Source organism: Pseudomonas sp. NPDC090203 (assembly GCF_044746765.1).
In the GTDB taxonomy this organism is placed as follows: domain Bacteria; phylum Pseudomonadota; class Gammaproteobacteria; order Pseudomonadales; family Pseudomonadaceae; genus Aquipseudomonas; species Aquipseudomonas putida_AD.
The window spans coordinates 39,075-55,194 of sequence record NZ_JBIVCV010000007.1; the positions used below are offsets into that span (position 1 = coordinate 39,075).

Sequence of the window (16,120 nt, forward strand, 5' to 3'; positions counted from 1 at the left end):
GGTTTCACACCAAAAACAAAGGCTGCCCGGTATTACGCGCGAGTTGCCGGCCAAGGTCCTGAGAAAATCATTCATGAATAAGCTGTGTTTATTGAGTCTTGTCGTCGGTTTGGCCAGTCAGTCCGCCTGGGCGCAGACAGCCACCACACCCGCCAGCAATCTCTCCACGCTACAGGCCAAGAATGCATTCATCTCCAATCTGATGAAGCAGATGACCCTGGACGAAAAGATCGGCCAGCTGCGCCTCATCAGCATCGGCCCGGAGATGCCCAAGCCGGAAATCGCCAAGGAAATCGCCGCCGGTCGCATCGGCGGTACGTTCAACTCCGTGGTCCTGCCCGACAACCGCGCCATGCAGGACGCCGCGGTACTGCACAGCCGCAACAAGATTCCGATGTTCTTCGCTTATGACGTGGTTCATGGCCAGCGCACGATTTTCCCGATCAGCCTGGGCCTGGCCTCGAGCTTCGACATGGACGCCATCACCCGCGCCGGCCGCGTCTCGGCGATCGAAGCGGCAGCTGACGGCGTGGACATGACCTTCGCCCCGATGGTCGACATCACCCGTGATGCCCGCTGGGGCCGCAGCTCCGAAGGCTTCGGCGAAGACACCTACCTGGTGTCGCGCATCTCCGCCACCATGACCCGTGCGTTCCAGGGCACCAGCACCCAGGCGCCGAACAGCATCATGGCCGCCGTCAAGCACTTCGCCCTGTACGGCGCCGTTGAAGGCGGTCGCGACTACAACACCGTAGACATGAGCCCGGTGCGCATGCAGCAGGACTACCTGCCGCCGTACCGCGCGGCGGTCGATGCCGGTGCCGGGGGCGTGATGGTCGCCCTCAACTCGATCAACGGCGTGCCGTCCACTGCCAACACCTGGCTGCTGCAGGATGTGTTGCGCAAGGATTGGGGCTTCAAGGGCGTCACCGTCAGCGACCACGGCGCGATCAAGGAATTGATCGACCACGGCGTGGCCAAGGACTTTCGCGAAGCCGCCAAGCTGGCCATCAAGGCTGGCGTTGACCTGAGCATGAACGACAAGGCCTACGGCGAAGAACTGCCGGCGCTGGTCAAGAGCGGCGAAGTGTCGATCAAGGAAGTCGACAACGCCGTGCGTGAAGTGCTCGGCGCGAAGTGGGAAATGGGCCTGTTCGCCAACCCGTACCTGCGCATCGGCGCCGCCGTGGATGACCCGGTCGACCGCAACGCGGAAAACCGCCTGCACCGCGCCGAAGCCCGCGAAGTGGCACGCAAGAGCATCGTCTTGCTCAAGAACGCCAACGAAACCCTGCCTCTGAAGAAGCAAGGCACCATCGCCGTGGTCGGTCCGCTGGCCAAGAGCTCGCTGGACATGCTCGGCAGCTGGTCGGCAGCGGGTCTTGCCCGTCAGACCGTCAGCGCCTACGACGGCCTGGCCAATGCCGTCGGCGACAAGGCCAAGCTGGTTTACGCGGCAGGTACAAATGTCACCGACAATCAGGAAGCCATCACCTACTTGAACAAGATGGACGACCAGATTCACATCGATGGCCGTCCTGAACAGGAGATGATCGACGAAGCGGTCAAGGTCGCTCAAGGCGCCGACGTGGTGGTTGCGGTGGTCGGTGAGTCGCGCAACATGTCCCACGAAGCCGCCAGCCGGGTCGATCTCGTGCTGCCGGGTCGCCAGCGTGACCTGATCAAGGCCCTCAAGGCCACCGGCAAGCCGCTGGTCATCGTGCTGATGAACGGCCGGCCACTGGCGCTGGGCGAGGAAAACAAGCAAGCCGATGCACTGGTCGAAAGCTGGTTCCTGGGTACCGAAGGCGGCAACGCCCTGGCTGACGTGCTGTTCGGCGACTACAACCCTTCGGGCAAACTGCCGATGACCTTCCCGCGTTCCGTGGGCCAGGTGCCTGCGTACTACAACCACCTGAACACTGGGCGTCCGTATCGCGTCAACGATTCGAACTACACCTCGAACTACTTCGAGGAGCCGACCAGCCCGCTGTTCCCGTTCGGTTACGGCCTGAGCTATACCCAGTTCAGCGTCTCGGACATCGTGCTGTCGGTCAACAAGATGACGCGCAAGGACAAGATCACAGCGACTGTTCAGGTGAAGAACACCGGCAAGGTCGCGGGTGAAACCGTGGTTCAGTTGTACCTGCGCGACGTTGCGGCGTCCCTGAGCCGTCCGGTGAAAGAGCTGAAGAACTTCCAGAAAATCATGTTGAAGCCGGGCGAAGAAAAAGCCGTGAGCTTCACCCTGACCGAAGAAGACCTGAAGTTCTACAACCCGTCGCTCAAGTACGCGGCCGAAGCGGGCGATTTCAAACTGATGATCGGCCTGGACTCGGCGGACGTGAAGGAAACTACCTTTACCCTGCAGTAAGTATCGACTGACAGGCGATACCGTCCCGTAGCAGCACGGCTTGCCGGCGGGAGCGATCTCAAGGACGCTCCCGCCGGCAAGCCGTGCTGCTACGGACCGTGTACCCACCGGAAAATCGTCGAGTACAGGCTGATACCATGCCCCGCTCCGCTCGCCTTCTTCTCTACGTGCTACTGATCCTCGCCGGTGCCGCGATGGTGGCCACGCTGGCGATGCATCAGGCCCAGCGCCACGCTCTGGAAGACGACGCCGCGCGTGCCCAGTCCCAACTGTCGCTGTACGCCAACACCCTGCAAACCCTGATCGAGCGCTACCGCGCCCTGCCGGCCGTGCTGGCTCTGGACCCGCAATTGCGTGACGCGCTCAAGGGCCCGGTCGATCCGCAGACGACCCAGGCGCTCAACCTCAAGCTGGAACAGATCAACGGCGCGGCGCAGTCCTCGACCTTGGAATTGCTGGATCGCAATGGGCTGGCCATCGGCGCCAGCAACTGGAAACTGCCCAGCAGTTACGTCGGGCATAACTACGGCTTTCGTCCCTATTTCACCCAGACCAAGGCTACCGGTGTCGGTCGGTTCTACGCCGTGGGCGTGACCAGCGGCATTCCCGGTTACTTCCTGGCCAATGCCGTGCGCGACGATGCCGGGCAATTCATCGGTGCAATGGTGGTCAAGCTCGAATTCCCCGACCTGGAACACACCTGGGCCCAGGGTGATGACTTGCTGCTGGTCAGCGACGCAAAAGGCATCGTGTTCATCGCCAACCAGCCCGGCTGGCGTTATCGCGCCCTGCATGAGTTGTCCGAACAGGACCGCGCCGAGCTGGCCAGCACACGCCAGTACGACAAACAACCGCTGGCGCCCCTGACCCGGCAGCCCCTGCGCACCTTCAACGAAAGCAGCCAGTTGAACCGCGTCGAAGCGCCCAACGGACCGGCGGACTACCTGTGGCAATCGCTGCCCCTGCAACCGGAAGGCTGGACACTGCACCTGCTGCGCAAACCGCAACCGGCCAACGAAGACATTCGCAACGCCGGACTGGCGGCGGCAGGTGCCTGGCTGACCCTGGTGTTTCTGGGCCTGTTTCTCTACCAGCGCTGGCGCCTGGCGAAACTGCGCCAGCGCAGCCGCGAAGAACTGGAGCAACTGGTAGAAGAGCGCACCCGGGATCTGCAAACCGCCCAGGACGGGCTGGTGCAATCCGCCAAACTCGCGGCCCTGGGGCAGATGTCCGCTGCGCTGGCCCATGAAATCAACCAGCCGCTGACCGCTCAACGCATGCAACTGGCAACGCTGCGCCTGCTGCTTGATCATGGCCGGATCGACGATGCCTACAAGGCGCTGGCGCCGATCGACCAGCAGTTGACGCGCATGGCCGCCCTCACCGGACACCTCAAGACCTTCGCCCGCAAAAGCCCCAGCGGCCTGCGCGAGCGGCTGGACCTGGCGTGCGTGGTGGATCAGGCACTGTTGCTGCTAGATGCGCGCATCCGCGATGAACGCATCTGCTGCGTACTGGACCTGACCCGCCCGGCCTGGGTCCGTGGCGACGCCATACGTCTGGAACAGGTGTTGATCAACCTGCTGCGCAACGCTCTGGATGCGATGCGCGACAAGCCGCACAAACGCCTGGAAATCCGCATCCAGGAGCATGGCGATCAGTGGCAGCTGTCGGTTGGCGACAGCGGTGGCGGCATCGACGCCGAGCATCTGCCCGACATCTTCGACCCCTTCTTCACCACCAAGCCGGTGGGCGATGGCTTGGGATTGGGGCTTGCGGTGTCCTACGCCATCGTCCATGAATCGGGCGGGCGCCTGTGCGCCGAGAACCTGAACGACGGCGCGCGCTTTTCCTTTTCCCTGAACCGTGCCCCGGAGGTCGAACCCGCATGTTGAACTCGGTGATCGTGGTCGACGACGAAGCCCCCATCCGCGAGGCGGTGCAGCAGTGGCTGTCACTTTCAGGCTTCGAGGTACAGCTGTTCAGCCGCGCCGAAGACTGCCTGCAGCAACTGCCGGAACACTTTCCCGGTGTGATCCTGAGCGACGTGCGCATGCCAGGGATGGGCGGCCTGGAACTGTTGGGGCAATTGCGCGCCAAGGACGCGGATCTTCCGGTGATCCTGCTGACCGGTCATGGCGACGTGCCCATGGCCGTGGACGCCATGCGCGACGGCGCCTATGACTTCCTGGAAAAGCCCTTCACCCCGCAAACATTGCTGGACAGCCTGCGCCGCGCCCTGGAAAAACGCGAACTGGTGCTGGAGAACCGCCGTCTGCTTCATCAGGCCGACACCCGCACCCGGCTCGACGCTACGCTGCTGGGCCTGTCGCCATCCATGCAGACCTTGCGCCGTCAGGTGCTCGATCTGGCGCCATTGCCGGTCAACGTGCTGATCCGCGGCGAGACCGGCAGCGGCAAGGAAATGGTCGCCCGTTGCCTGCACGACTTCGGGCCTCGGGCAAAGAAGCCCTTCGTGGCGGTGAACTGCGCGGCCATTCCCGAACAACTGTTCGAGGCTGAGCTGTTTGGCCACGAAAGCGGTGCCTTCACCGGCGCCCAGGGCAAGCGCATCGGCAAGCTGGAATTCGCCCACGGTGGAACGGTGTTTCTCGATGAGATCGAAAGCATGCCGCTGGCCCAGCAGGTCAAGCTGTTGCGGGTGATTCAGGACCGGCGCCTGGAGCGGTTGGGCTCCAACCAGAGTATCGAAGTTGACCTGCGCATCATAACCGCGACCAAGCCCGACCTGCTCGAAGAGGCGCGCGCCGGACGTTTCCGTGAAGACCTGGCGTATCGCTTGAACATCGCCGAACTGCGCCTGCCGCCCTTGCGTGAACGACGCGAAGACATTCCGCTGCTGTTCGGCCACTTCTCGCGCCAGGCCGCAGAGCGCCTGGGCCGCGCAGCGCCGGTGCTCAGCGGCGGGCAGTTGAGCCATTTGCTCAGCCACGACTGGCCCGGCAACGTGCGCGAATTGGCCAACGCCGCCGAACGGCAATTACTGGGGCTGGACAGTCCCGCCTCGGTCGAGCCGCCCAGCGGTCAGTCCCTGGCAGCCCAGCAAGAGGCTTTCGAAGCCCATTGCCTGCGTTCGGCACTGAGCCGGCACAAGGGCGACATCAAGGCCGTGATGCACGAGTTGCAGCTGCCGCGCAGGACGCTGAACGAGAAGATGCAGCGCCATGGGCTGGTGCGCGAACAGTTCCTCTCAAACGACGCAACCCTGTAGGAGCGCGCTTGCCCGCGACGGCGGTGTATCAGTCAGCGTATTTGTCACCGACACACCGCCATCGCGAGCAAGCTCACTCCTACAGGTCCTCTTGAATCGGCGAAATCTTGCTTACGCATGACAGGCCAATCGGCGGATTTCCGCTCATCACCACACGGCAAACCCCTCTAGACCGGGCCTCTCAACCCTTGGCACATCTCCTGCTATTACCCAAGTCAGACCGCATCGCTGCGCTCCTCTAAAAACAATGACTTGCAGGAAAACCTATGGCTATTCCCAACGCTGTCCCGCACGGATCGGCTGCCACGCCTGTCGCTGAAAAAACCACCGGAAGCCGCCTGAAATCCATTTTCTCAGGCTCGGTCGGCAACATGGTCGAGTGGTACGACTGGTACGTCTACGCCGCTTTCTCCCTCTACTTCGCCAAAGTCTTCTTCCCCAAGGGCGACACCACCGCCCAACTGCTCAACACCGCCGCGATTTTTGCCGTGGGCTTCCTGATGCGCCCTATCGGTGGCTGGCTGATGGGGCTGTACGCCGACCGCAAGGGCCGCAAGGCTGCGTTGATGGCCTCGGTGCTGCTGATGTGCTTCGGCTCGCTGATCATCGCCCTGACACCAGGCTATGAAACCATCGGCGTCGGCGCACCGATTCTGCTGGTCTTCGCCCGCCTGCTGCAGGGCCTGTCCGTGGGAGGCGAATACGGCACCTCGGCGACCTATCTCAGCGAGATGGCGACCAAGGAGCGTCGCGGCTTCTTCTCCAGCTTCCAGTACGTGACCCTGATTTCCGGGCAGCTCATCGCGCTGGGCGTGCTGATTGTGCTGCAACAGACCCTCACCACCGAGCAACTGAACGCCTGGGGCTGGCGCATTCCGTTCGCCATCGGCGCCCTGTGCGCAGTGGTCGCGCTGTTCCTGCGTCGTGGCATGGAAGAAACCGAATCCTTCACCCAGAAGAAGGAAAAGGAGAAGGCCAAGGAAAGCCTGATGCGCACCCTGATGCGTCATCCAAAGGAACTGGCGACCGTGGTCGGCCTGACCATGGGCGGCACGCTGGCGTTCTACACCTACACCACCTATATGCAGAAATACCTGGTGAACACGGTCGGCATGAGTATCTCCGACTCCACCACCATCTCTGCTGCCACGCTGTTCCTGTTCATGTGCCTGCAACCGGTGATCGGCGCACTGTCGGACAAGATCGGCCGTCGCCCGATCCTGATCGCTTTCGGCGTGCTGGGCACGATCTGCACCGTGCCGATCCTCAGCACCCTGCACACCATCCAGACCTGGTGGGGCGCGTTCTTCCTGATCATGGCGGCGCTGATCATCGTCAGCGGCTACACCTCGATCAACGCGGTGGTCAAAGCCGAGCTGTTTCCTACCGAAATCCGTGCACTAGGCGTTGGCCTGCCGTACGCACTGACCGTGTCGATCTTCGGCGGCACCGCTGAATACATCGCGCTGTGGTTCAAGAGCATTGGCATGGAGACCGGGTACTACTGGTACGTCACGGGCTGCATCGCGGTATCGCTGCTGGTCTACGTGTTCATGAAGGACACCCAGAAGCACTCGCGGATCGAAACCGACTGACACGGACCGTAGCCGCCCGGCCGGGCTGCTACGGGTTTCTCGTACGCAACGAAGGGGGCGGCCACTCAGGTGAGCCGCCCTTTTTTTCGCTGCCATGGCAGCTAACCCACTGAATCTTCAACCGGTTTCTGTAGTATCAATTTCAGCGATGTTCGCTACCAATGCGATTGACTTCTTAATAATCCAGAGCCGAGTAAAGTTAACTCCATACCGAGTTACCCACTACTTAAATCGATCTGGAGCAACTACCATGAAAACTAACAAACTGATCTTCGGCCTGGCTTTCTCGATTCTGGCTAGCAGCGCTTTTGCACTTCCAAGTGTTGACGCAACCAAACAAGTCAACGCACCGGTAGTTGCAGAGAACGGCTCTTCCCACACCAACATCGGCCGTGTCGCTGCTGACGGTGCTGACCACGTAGGTGCCAACCGTGTTGCCGCTGACGGTGCTGACCATGTAGGTGCCAACCGCGTTGCCGCTGACGGTGCCGACCACGTAGGTGCCAACCGCGTTGCAGCTGACGGCGCTGACCACGTAGGTGCCAACCGCGTTGCCGCTGACGGCGCCGACCACGTAGGTGCCAACCGCGTTGCCGCTGACGGTGCTGACCACGTAGGTGCCAACCGCGTTGCCGCTGACGGTGCTGACCATGTTGGTGCAAATCGTCTGGCTGCTGACGGTGCAGATCACGTCGGTGCAAACCGCCTGAGCTGATTCAAAAGCTGTTCCTTCCCAGCCCGGCTTCTGCCGGGCTTAGTTTTTTCTGGCAGTCCAGATTCTCAAACCCCTTGAATTTGCGGGCCTTTCCCGGCCATTGAACGGTCATAATCGCTATTTGCGCAAATGGCGACATGGATCGGCTGAATCGGGCCTCATCACGCAAACAGATACGCAGCAAATACACAGATCACACAATATTGAATCTGTCAACATGCAGAACTGTCGGTTCTGACAGTTTTCGCCCCATTTCGAAGCCAAAATCGCTGGAACGCCTCAAAACCGGGCGCTGCAGAGGACTATCATTTTCAACGATGATCGTTAGCAAGCTTGTTAACTTCTACTTAATCCGTACGCGCGTAACATTAGCTCCATACCCAAGTTGAAAAAATTATTGAACTTAGTTGGAGCAACCCTCATGAAAACTTCAAACATCCTTTTTGGTCTTAGTCTGTCCATCCTGGCATCGAGCGCTTTCGCCCTGCCTGTTTCGGATACTCATTCTGCAGTGAGGGGCAATGTAGTCGCCGAAGGTGGTTCTTCCCACACTAATGCTTCGCACACTGGCTCTTATCGTCAGGCTTCCGATGGTTCAGACCACGTCGGTGCGAACCGCCTGGCCGCTGACGGTGCCGACCACGTAGGCGCCAACCGCCAAGCCGCTGATGGCGCTGACCACGTCGGTGCAAACCGCCTGGCCGCTGATGGTGCTGATCACGTTGGTGCCAACCGCCAGGCCGCCGATGGCGCTGACCACGTTGGTGCAAACCGCCTGGCCGCTGATGGTGCCGACCACGTAGGCGCCAACCGCCAAGCCGCCGATGGCGCTGACCACGTCGGTGCAAACCGCCTGGCCGCTGACGGCGCTGACCACGTAGGCGCCAACCGCGTCAGCTGATTCAAGGTTTCACGCTTCACGTTTCACAGTTCTCCTCCGAACTCCCTTTGTAGCCCGGCTTATGTCGGGCTTTTTTTTGCCTGCAAAACGGGCAAGGACTGGCATCATCGGCGCTTCGCTTGCACTATGACGGCCTTGATTGCTCACCAGCAGCCGCCCCGTTCTGCCTGATTTCCCAGGAGCCGCGATGTCAGACGATATTCATTTCTACGAACCCTCCAAAGGCCACGGCCTGCCCCACGATCCGTTCAACGCCATCGTCGGTCCACGTCCCATCGGCTGGATTTCGTCCCAAGACGCTCAGGGCAACCTGAACCTTGCGCCCTACAGCTTCTTCAACGCATTCAACTACGTGCCGCCGATCATTGGCTTTTGCAGCATCGGCCGCAAAGACAGCCTGAACAACATCGAACAGACGGGCGAGTTCGTCTGGAACCTGGCCACCCGCCCGCTGGCCGAGCAGATGAACGCCAGTTGCGCGCCGGTGGCGGCCGACATCAACGAATTCGAATTGGCGAACCTTACGGCCGCGCCTTCGCGCATCGTGTCAGTGCCACGGGTGAAGGAAACGCCGGTGGCGTTCGAGTGCAAGGTGACGCAGATCATCCAACTGCAGCGCGCCGATAAAGAGGTCGTGCCGAGCTGGTTGATTCTGGGAGAGGTGGTGGCCGTGCATATCGAGAAGCGGCTCCTCAAGGACGGCGTGTACGACACCGCTGCCGGTGAGCCGATACTGCGCGGCGGTGGCCCGGCCGACTATTTCCAGCTGGGCCCCGAGGCGTTGTTCAAGATGTACCGGCCAAAGGCCTGATCAGTCCTGGGCAAACATCAGCTCGCCTTCGCTGGTCACGTCGATCAGCCGCTCCAGCTCCTGGACGGCGGCCTGATCGGCGTCCAGCGCAGTCTTGAATTTCTGGTCGACGAGCAGTCGGTGAAAAGTCGGCGCGCCCCCGGCGCCCAGGCCTTTGACCGCGATGGCGGCGCTGTACCCGCCTTCACCTGGAACGGCGGCGGAAACGGCTTCGTGATGCTGGAATTCTTTGCGTGCCATAAGAGCAAGATCTGCCTTGGTAGGGAAAGGCAGGGATTTTAAACCTGAGCGGCCTGAAAACCGCCAACTTTCATCGCGTGGGATGACGCCATCGCGAGCAAGGTCACTCCTACAAGAAACCGCGCGCACCTGTAGGAGTGAGCTTGCTCGCGATCGGCGCCATTCACAGCCAGGCCAATCATCCTGCCATCCGCGCATCCGGCAAGGCATAAGCGGCCCTGGCCTGTAATGCCGTCACATTGGCAAACGTCTGAAAATCCAGGCTGCTGACCACTCGCTCGCTCATCAACTCGGCGAATACATTCAGTTCCGGGCTGGCAAACCAGTCGTTCATCGCGGATTTATCCGCCCACAATCCGGAAATGACCCACAGATCCTGCTCGGTCATGGACCGCTGCAAGGCGAAATGCAGGCAGCCGGCCGTTCTCGAGGTCTGGGCAATCAGGGTGCTCAGGCGTGCGCCCAGTTGCACGCTGTTCCCGGCGCTGGCGCGGGCGTATACCAGATGACTGACGATGGAGGTGCTTTGCATTGTCCGTGCTCCCTTGGTCCAGCCGCGACAGAGGAAATGCTTTGCGGCCGGGAATGAAGATTAGGGGCATGGGTGCAACTGTCGTTAGCCAATTACTGCCCGGTAATTGCCTGATCCTGCGCCGGCACTTTTTTTCAGGGCCGGGAGCCGTCACAAAGCTGTCACAGCCCGCCTTGGACTTTTGAGCAATAAACTCCGATGGGCACGGGGCTTCGTCGCACGCTGCAACAACCTGATGCAGAATCGGGCAATCATCCGGCAGTATTCGTCTACCGCCGTCGATTGCACAAAAATATCCTGTGCCCCATCGATGCATCGCCAGAGGACGTTTCCCATGCTGCCCACCGTCGCCTCTTCCGCCCCGCCAGCCGGGACAGATAGCCAGCCCATTGCAGAACTGACCCCGCAGATGGAGCAACAGCGCGCCGAGCTGGCAGAACTGATTCGCCGGCATGCGCCGACCGATGGCAGTTTTCAGACCGTCATCAAGTCCCTGTTCATGGTGCGCCACGACCATGCGCAGCAGTCAGTGCCGGGGCTTGTGCATCCAGCGCTGTGCATCATGGCCCAGGGGCGCAAGGACGTGACTCTGGGTGACGAGGTGTTCACTTACGATCCACTCAATTACCTGGTGCTGTCAGTCGCCCTGCCGATCAGCGGCAAGGTGATCTATGCGACACCGGACGAGCCGCACCTGGCGATGCGCCTGGACATCGACCCTGCGCAAATCAATGCCTTGATCGCCGAGGCCGGCCCCATGAGCGTTCCGAGCCGCCCCAGCGGACGCGGGATGTATGTCGAGCGCATCGACTCGCAATTGCTCGACGCCGTGATCCGGCTGATTCGCCTGCTCGACAGCCCGAAAGACATCCCCATGCTCGCACCGCTGATTACCCGGGAAATTCTTTACCGCCTGCTGCGTGGGAGCGAAGGGTATCGGCTGTACGAGATTGCCATTTCCAACTGCCAGACCCATCGCGTGACCCAGGCAATCAAATGGCTGAACGAAAACTTTCAGCAAGCGCTACGCATCGATGAGCTGGCAAAAGAAGTGAACCTGAGCGTCTCGACCTTGCACCATAGATTCAAGGCCGTGACCAACATGAGCCCGCTGCAATATCAGAAGCAGCTGCGCTTGCAGGAGGCCCGCCGCCTGATGTTGTCCGACGGGCTCGAAGCGTCGGCGGCCGGGTACAAGGTGGGCTATGAAAGCCCCTCGCAATTCAGCCGCGAGTACAGCCGGCTGTTCGGCGCGCCGCCCTTGCGGGATCTGGCGCGCCTGCGCAAGACGCTGTGATCAGACCGCGCGCACCACGTGCTTGATCTCCTGGAAGGCCTGCAAACCCCAAGGCCCCAGTTCGCGCCCCAGGCTGCTTTGCTTGTAGCCGCCCCATGAGGCCTGCGGGAAGATCACCTGCGGCGCGTTGATCCACACCATGCCCGCCTCAAGGGCGTTGGCGATGCGCTCGGCGGCGTCGAGATCGCGGCTGACCACACTGGCCACCAGGCCGAACTGGGTGTCGTTGGCCAGCGCGATGGCCTCGGCCTGGGAACTGAAACCACGCACGCACAGCACCGGGCCGAAGATCTCTTCACGCCACAGGGCGCTGTCCAGCGGCACGTTGGTGAAAATCGCGGGGGTGAGGAAATAGCCGCGAGGCTGATCCGCCGGCCGCACACCGCCGCACAGCAGGCGCGCGCCTGAATCCTTGCCCGCCTCGATATGCGCGACCACGCGCCGGTACTGCGCCTGGTTCACCAGCGGGCCCATCTCGGCGTCTTCGTTGCCTGGGCCTGCGACCTTGATCGACCGGGCCTTGGCCACCAGACGCTCGAGAAACGGCTCCAGAATCTCCTGCGCAACCAGTACGCGGCTGGTGGCCGAGCACATCTGCCCGGCATTGAAGTAGCCGCCGCCACTGGCCAGATCCACCGCCAGGTCCAGATCGGCATCGGCCATAACCAGCAGCGAAGATTTGCCGCCCAGCTCCAGGCTCACGCCTTTCACTGTTTCGGCGGCGCGCTGCATGACCTGCACGCCCACGGCGTTGCTGCCAGTGAACGAAACCTTGGCGATCCCCGGATGCGCAGATAACGACGCGCCCACCGACACACCCGTGCCGCAGACGACGTTGAACACGCCTGCCGGAACACCGCTGGCGGCAATGATCTGCGCCAGTTCCAGCTCGGCCAGTGGCGTGACCTCCGACGGCTTGAGCAGCACACAGCAACCGGCCGCCAGTGCCGGGGCCAGTTTCCAGGCGGTGGTGACCATCGGGAAGTTCCACGGCACGATCAGCCCGACCACGCCACAGGGCTCACGCCGCAGCCGCGCGGTGAAGTCCTCGACAGGCAGTTGCACTGCGCGATCCTGCTGGCCATCGGACGCTTCGGCAAGGTCGGCGTAATAGTTGAAGGTGGCAATCACATCGTCCACGTCGATGGCCGCTTCGAAGCCCGGTTTGCCGTTGTTGCTCGACTGCAACTCAATCAGCCGTTCGCGACGCGCCGTCACCCCTTCGGCAATTCTGCGCAGAATCATCGCCCGCGCCGCGCCAGTGGTCTGTGACCAGCCGCCGAACGCTGCGCGAGCTGCATGGACTGCATCGTCCACCGCACGGGCATCGCCACCGGTGACGATGGCCAGACGTTCCTCGGTTGAAGGATTGATAACCGGCAATTGCTCGTCGCCCGAGCGCCATTTGCCATCGATGTACAGACCTGCCAGAACCGGACTCAACACAGTTGCCTCACTCACGATGCTTTCAACCCATTCATCCAGCCGCGCTGGTCGATTTCGATAACGGTCGGCCCCTGACGGTCGCTCGCCGTCAGCAGCGCTGCCTTAAGGGACTCGACGCCGTCCACCGCTTCCGCCGCAGAGCCAAGCGCCTTGGCGACGCCGATGAAGTCCGGGGTGTAGATGTCCACGCCGACCGGCTCGATGGCGCGGTTGACCATGTATTTCTTGATCTCCTCGTAGCCCTGGTTATTCCACAGCAGCACGATGATCGGAGTCTTCGCCTCGACCGCGCAGGCCAGCTCCGACAGGGTGAACTGCAGGCCGCCGTCGCCGATCAGGCAGGCCACGGGGTTGCGCTCGCCTGCGTCCTGGCTGCCCAGCCAGGCGCCAATCGCAGCCGGCAGCGCGTAACCCAGGGTGCCGTAGCCGGTGGATGAGTTGAACCAGCGGCGTGGCTTGTCCAGATCCAGCGTCAGGTTGCCGGTGTAGACCGGCTGGGTGGAGTCGCCGACGATCACGATCTCCGGCAGCACTTCGAGCACGGTGTTGAGGAAGAGCGTCTGCCCGCGGGTGGCTTCATCCCATGAGGTGTCCAGCGTGGCTTTCAGCGCGGCGGCGCGTTTGCTGCCCCAATCCTGGGAGCGCTCGGCCAGGGTGAACTCAGCCAGGGCGTCGACCAACGCCTGGGCAGCGGTTGTGGCATCGGACACCAACGCCACTTTCGGCGGTAAGTTGCGCACCGTCTGATCGGGGTCGATATCGATGCGCAGCAAGGTGCCCGGGATCTTGAAATGGCCCTGGAAGGTGACGTCGTAGTCGGTTTCCGCAAGCTCGGTGCCGATGGCCAGCACCACGTCGGCGCCCTCGATGATCTCGCGGGTCGGGTCCAGCGACTGGGTCGAGCCGATCAGCAGCGGATGGTGCGAAGGCAGCATGCCCTTGGCATTGATGGTCAGCGCGACCGGCGCGTCCAGCTGTTCTGCCAGGCGGGTCAGTGCAGGTGCGGCATCGATGGCGCCGCCACCGGCCAGAATCAACGGCCGCCTGGCGTTGGCCAAAAAACTCGCCATCTGCTTGATCGCCGCAGGGGACGGGCCTGCACGGGTGACCGACACCGGCTGGCTGGTGAGCAGGTCATCGGCGTTTTCCACCAGCACATCCAGCGGGATTTCGATGTGCACCGGCCGCGGACGCCCTGCCTGGAACAACGCAAAGGCCCGCGCCAGCACTGATGGCAACTCGGACGCCGACATCAGCGTGTGGGAAAAGGCCGCCACGCCTGCAACCAGAGCTCCCTGCGCAGGCAGCTCATGCAGCTTGCCGCGCCCGCCGCCCAACTGGCTGCGCGACTGCACGCTGGAGATCACCAGCATGGGGATCGAATCGGCATAGGCCTGGCCCATGGCAGTGGTGATGTTGGTCATGCCAGGCCCGGTGATGATGAAACACACCCCCGGCTTGCCGCTGGTGCGTGCATAGCCGTCAGCCATGAAGCCTGCGCCCTGCTCATGGCGCGGAGTGACGTGCCTGATTGAGGAACCGGCCAGCCCACGGTACAGCTCCACCGTGTGCACACCGGGAATGCCGAACACCTGCTCGACACCGTAGCCTTCGAGTAACTTGACCAATACTTCGCCGCACGTCGCCATATGCCTGGACCTTTCGTTGTTCTGATTGCCGGTTCACGGGTCTGCCTGGAAAAAGCGGCAGATAAGGCGAACATTGGACCTGCGGGGAGATATCGGTGACAACGCAAAAAATGTCATGCTTAGCCATGTCCCCAGCTCATGCCTCATGACCAGTAGCCCCATGAAACGATTGCCTCCCCTGCCCTCGCTGCACACATTTCTGGTGGTTGCCCGATGCTGCAATTTCACCCGGGCCGCCGAACTGCTGCACATCACCCAAGGCGCGGTGAGCCGGCAGATCGCAGGGCTGGAAAGTCATCTGGGTTATAGGCTGTTCCAGCGCCAGGCCAGGGGCTTGAGCCTGACGCCCGAGGGGCGCGAGCTGTTTCCACGGATAGAGCATATTTTCGGGCTCATCGAAGACGCTGTGGATCAGGTCGGCGAACGCCGCCAGGCGCTGCAATTGAAGGCGCCGACGTGCATCACTCGCTGGCTGCTGCCCCGGTTGATGCAGTGGCAGAGGGAACGCCCGGACGTTCCGGTCGAGCTGACCACGACCATCGCCCATGGCGTGGATTTCCGCCATGAAGGGTTCGACGCTGCGGTGGTGTACGGCGTACATCCTGACGATTCGATGCAGGTTCACCACCTGTTCGACGAACAACTGACTCCTGTGTGTTCGCGGTCATTGCTTGAAGCGCCACAACCTCTGGAGCGTTTCAGCGACCTTGAAAAGCACATGCTGTTGCATCCGACCCTGGGCGAACAGGATTGGGGGCAGTGGCTCAAGGCAGCAGGCGTCAGGCTCAGCAACCTCGGCAAGGGGCAGCATTTCGACACCATGGACCTGGCGATGACCGTGGCCTCCCAGGGTTCGGGGGTGGCGATGGGCGACTGGGCCCTGATCGGCGAAGACCTCAGCGCCGGAAGGCTGGTCACCCCGTTCGACCTCAAGGTGCGCACCGGCGCGGCCTATTATTTCGTCTATCCCAACCGCACCGCGCCTTCCCCGCACCTTCAGCAATTGCTCGACTGGCTGCTGATCCAGGCGGCACAACGCTGATCCAAAGCCTGCTGCGCGTTCAAGACCGCCAACGCCGGCAAGCCGGACTGCTACGGGTTTGGTGGGGTGGCCTCGAAGTGTTTCTGGCCGGGGCCCGTGGGAGAGCACTAGCTCGCGATGGCGGTGCGGCAGGTGATGAAGATGTGACTGACAGGCCGCCGTCGCGGGCAAGCGCGCTCCTACAGATGCGAGCACCGGCCCGTAGCAGCACGGCTTGCCGGCGGGGGCGCCCTCAAAGTCGCCAACGCCGGCAAGCCGGACTGCTACGGGTTTGGTGGGGTGGCCT

The 16,120-nt window shown here is 62.1% G+C and carries 13 protein-coding genes; 9 read left to right on the forward strand and 4 right to left on the reverse strand.

What is annotated here, in order from left to right:
* Positions 1-73 precede the first annotated feature (73 nt).
* The 7 genes from bglX to ACIPO9_RS13730 all read left to right on the forward strand — a co-directional run bounded on the left by bglX (position 74) and on the right by ACIPO9_RS13730 (position 9,628).
* Entirely contained in the window at positions 74-2,374 is a 2,301-nt protein-coding gene (gene bglX / locus ACIPO9_RS13700; RefSeq protein ID WP_274135864.1) for a beta-glucosidase BglX, read from the forward strand.
* 137 nt (positions 2,375-2,511) lie between these two features.
* Complete coding sequence (locus ACIPO9_RS13705; RefSeq protein WP_400781477.1) at positions 2,512-4,269, forward strand: ATP-binding protein; 1,758 nt, start codon at positions 2,512-2,514, stop codon at positions 4,267-4,269.
* On the forward strand, positions 4,263-5,606 hold the full coding sequence (locus ACIPO9_RS13710; RefSeq protein WP_400781479.1) for a sigma-54-dependent transcriptional regulator: 1,344 nt from the start codon (positions 4,263-4,265) through the stop codon (positions 5,604-5,606). Before ACIPO9_RS13705 ends, ACIPO9_RS13710 begins: the two co-directional genes overlap by 7 nt.
* 266 nt (positions 5,607-5,872) lie before the next feature.
* Complete coding sequence (locus ACIPO9_RS13715; RefSeq protein ID WP_274136683.1) at positions 5,873-7,201, forward strand: MFS transporter; 1,329 nt, start codon at positions 5,873-5,875, stop codon at positions 7,199-7,201.
* A 250-nt stretch (positions 7,202-7,451) separates the two neighbouring features.
* Entirely contained in the window at positions 7,452-7,916 is a 465-nt protein-coding gene (locus tag ACIPO9_RS13720; protein ID WP_400604672.1) for a hypothetical protein, read from the forward strand.
* Between the two features lie 421 nt (positions 7,917-8,337).
* Positions 8,338-8,817, forward strand: a complete 480-nt coding sequence (locus ACIPO9_RS13725; RefSeq protein WP_400781481.1) for a hypothetical protein — start codon at positions 8,338-8,340, stop codon at positions 8,815-8,817.
* A 187-nt stretch (positions 8,818-9,004) separates the two neighbouring features.
* Positions 9,005-9,628: a flavin reductase family protein gene (locus ACIPO9_RS13730; RefSeq protein WP_400604675.1), complete on the forward strand. Its 624-nt coding sequence runs from the start codon at positions 9,005-9,007 to the stop codon at positions 9,626-9,628.
* On the opposite strand, the gene ACIPO9_RS13735 is transcribed toward ACIPO9_RS13730, so the two are convergent.
* Together ACIPO9_RS13735 and ACIPO9_RS13740 are read right to left on the reverse strand one after the other, a co-directional pair.
* Entirely contained in the window at positions 9,629-9,868 is a 240-nt protein-coding gene (locus ACIPO9_RS13735; protein WP_274136688.1) for a hypothetical protein, read from the reverse strand. It lies immediately after the preceding gene.
* Positions 9,869-10,046: 178 nt separating this feature from the next.
* On the reverse strand, positions 10,047-10,400 hold the full coding sequence (locus ACIPO9_RS13740) for an antibiotic biosynthesis monooxygenase family protein (RefSeq protein ID WP_274136689.1): 354 nt from the start codon (positions 10,398-10,400) through the stop codon (positions 10,047-10,049).
* Positions 10,401-10,809: 409 nt separating this feature from the next.
* Here ACIPO9_RS13740 and ACIPO9_RS13745 point away from each other — a divergent pair, with 409 nt between their 5' ends.
* Entirely contained in the window at positions 10,810-11,697 is an 888-nt protein-coding gene (locus tag ACIPO9_RS13745; protein WP_274136693.1) for an AraC family transcriptional regulator, read from the forward strand.
* Here the strand turns inward: ACIPO9_RS13745 and ACIPO9_RS13750 are convergent, their stop codons facing one another.
* Both ACIPO9_RS13750 and ACIPO9_RS13755 read right to left on the reverse strand, forming a co-directional pair.
* Positions 11,698-13,140 (reverse strand): aldehyde dehydrogenase family protein, encoded by a 1,443-nt coding sequence (locus ACIPO9_RS13750; RefSeq protein WP_400781780.1) that lies wholly within the window; start codon positions 13,138-13,140, stop codon positions 11,698-11,700.
* A gap of 14 nt (positions 13,141-13,154) precedes the next feature.
* Entirely contained in the window at positions 13,155-14,792 is a 1,638-nt protein-coding gene (locus ACIPO9_RS13755) for a 5-guanidino-2-oxopentanoate decarboxylase (RefSeq protein WP_400781483.1), read from the reverse strand.
* Positions 14,793-14,952: 160 nt separating this feature from the next.
* Between ACIPO9_RS13755 and ACIPO9_RS13760 the strand changes: the two genes are divergently transcribed.
* Positions 14,953-15,834, forward strand: a complete 882-nt coding sequence (locus ACIPO9_RS13760; RefSeq protein ID WP_400781485.1) for a LysR substrate-binding domain-containing protein — start codon at positions 14,953-14,955, stop codon at positions 15,832-15,834.
* The last annotated feature ends 286 nt before the right edge of the window (positions 15,835-16,120 follow it).

Bases quoted from the DNA above. Each gene is read 5' to 3' on its own strand.
- bglX (WP_274135864.1), top strand. From the start codon at position 74: ATGAATAAGCTGTGTTTATTGAGTCTTGTCGTCGGTTTGGCCAGTCAG.
- ACIPO9_RS13705 (WP_400781477.1), top strand. From the start codon at position 2,512: ATGCCCCGCTCCGCTCGCCTTCTTCTCTACGTGCTACTGATCCTCGCC.
- ACIPO9_RS13710 (WP_400781479.1), top strand. From the start codon at position 4,263: ATGTTGAACTCGGTGATCGTGGTCGACGACGAAGCCCCCATCCGCGAG.
- ACIPO9_RS13715 (WP_274136683.1), top strand. From the start codon at position 5,873: ATGGCTATTCCCAACGCTGTCCCGCACGGATCGGCTGCCACGCCTGTC.
- ACIPO9_RS13720 (WP_400604672.1), top strand. From the start codon at position 7,452: ATGAAAACTAACAAACTGATCTTCGGCCTGGCTTTCTCGATTCTGGCT.
- ACIPO9_RS13725 (WP_400781481.1), top strand. From the start codon at position 8,338: ATGAAAACTTCAAACATCCTTTTTGGTCTTAGTCTGTCCATCCTGGCA.
- ACIPO9_RS13730 (WP_400604675.1), top strand. From the start codon at position 9,005: ATGTCAGACGATATTCATTTCTACGAACCCTCCAAAGGCCACGGCCTG.
- ACIPO9_RS13735 (WP_274136688.1), bottom strand. From the start codon at position 9,868: ATGGCACGCAAAGAATTCCAGCATCACGAAGCCGTTTCCGCCGCCGTT.
- ACIPO9_RS13740 (WP_274136689.1), bottom strand. From the start codon at position 10,400: ATGCAAAGCACCTCCATCGTCAGTCATCTGGTATACGCCCGCGCCAGC.
- ACIPO9_RS13745 (WP_274136693.1), top strand. From the start codon at position 10,810: ATGGAGCAACAGCGCGCCGAGCTGGCAGAACTGATTCGCCGGCATGCG.
- ACIPO9_RS13755 (WP_400781483.1), bottom strand. From the start codon at position 14,792: ATGGCGACGTGCGGCGAAGTATTGGTCAAGTTACTCGAAGGCTACGGT.
- ACIPO9_RS13760 (WP_400781485.1), top strand. From the start codon at position 14,953: ATGAAACGATTGCCTCCCCTGCCCTCGCTGCACACATTTCTGGTGGTT.